The sequence below is a fragment of the Adlercreutzia equolifaciens genome (genome assembly GCF_029076695.1).
GTDB classification, from domain to species: domain Bacteria; phylum Actinomycetota; class Coriobacteriia; order Coriobacteriales; family Eggerthellaceae; genus Adlercreutzia; species Adlercreutzia equolifaciens_A.
In genome coordinates, this window is record NZ_JARFIK010000303.1 from 1 (window position 1) to 309 (window position 309).

At 54.7% G+C, this 309-nt stretch carries 1 protein-coding gene; it reads right to left on the reverse strand.

The annotated features are described in order from the left end of the window. Positions 1–309: lactonase family protein (locus PZH32_RS12500; protein WP_275208567.1), on the reverse strand; the 309-nt coding region annotated here is incomplete at both ends.

Below are 309 nucleotides of genomic sequence, written 5' to 3' on the forward strand. Positions count from 1 at the left end.
GTAATGCTGCGGTCACTCATGACGAGAAGACCTTTTTCATAGTCGATCTTAAAGAAGGAAATGCTTCCCTCGTGGTTGATGGATGCCAGATGCTTTCCGTCCGGGAAGATCGCGATGTCCTTCGGGTAATCACCGCTGATCGGGAGGCAGAAGCGCAGTGTCAGCATGCCGGTCTCATCATCGCGGTCGTACATGGATACCGTGTTGTCTCCGGCGTTGCTGCAGAATAAGTGCTTCTCATCCGGTGAGAGATGCATCGCGCAGGCCGCGGTCAGCTGGTTCGGCTTGCTTCCTGTGGAAGGAATCGTC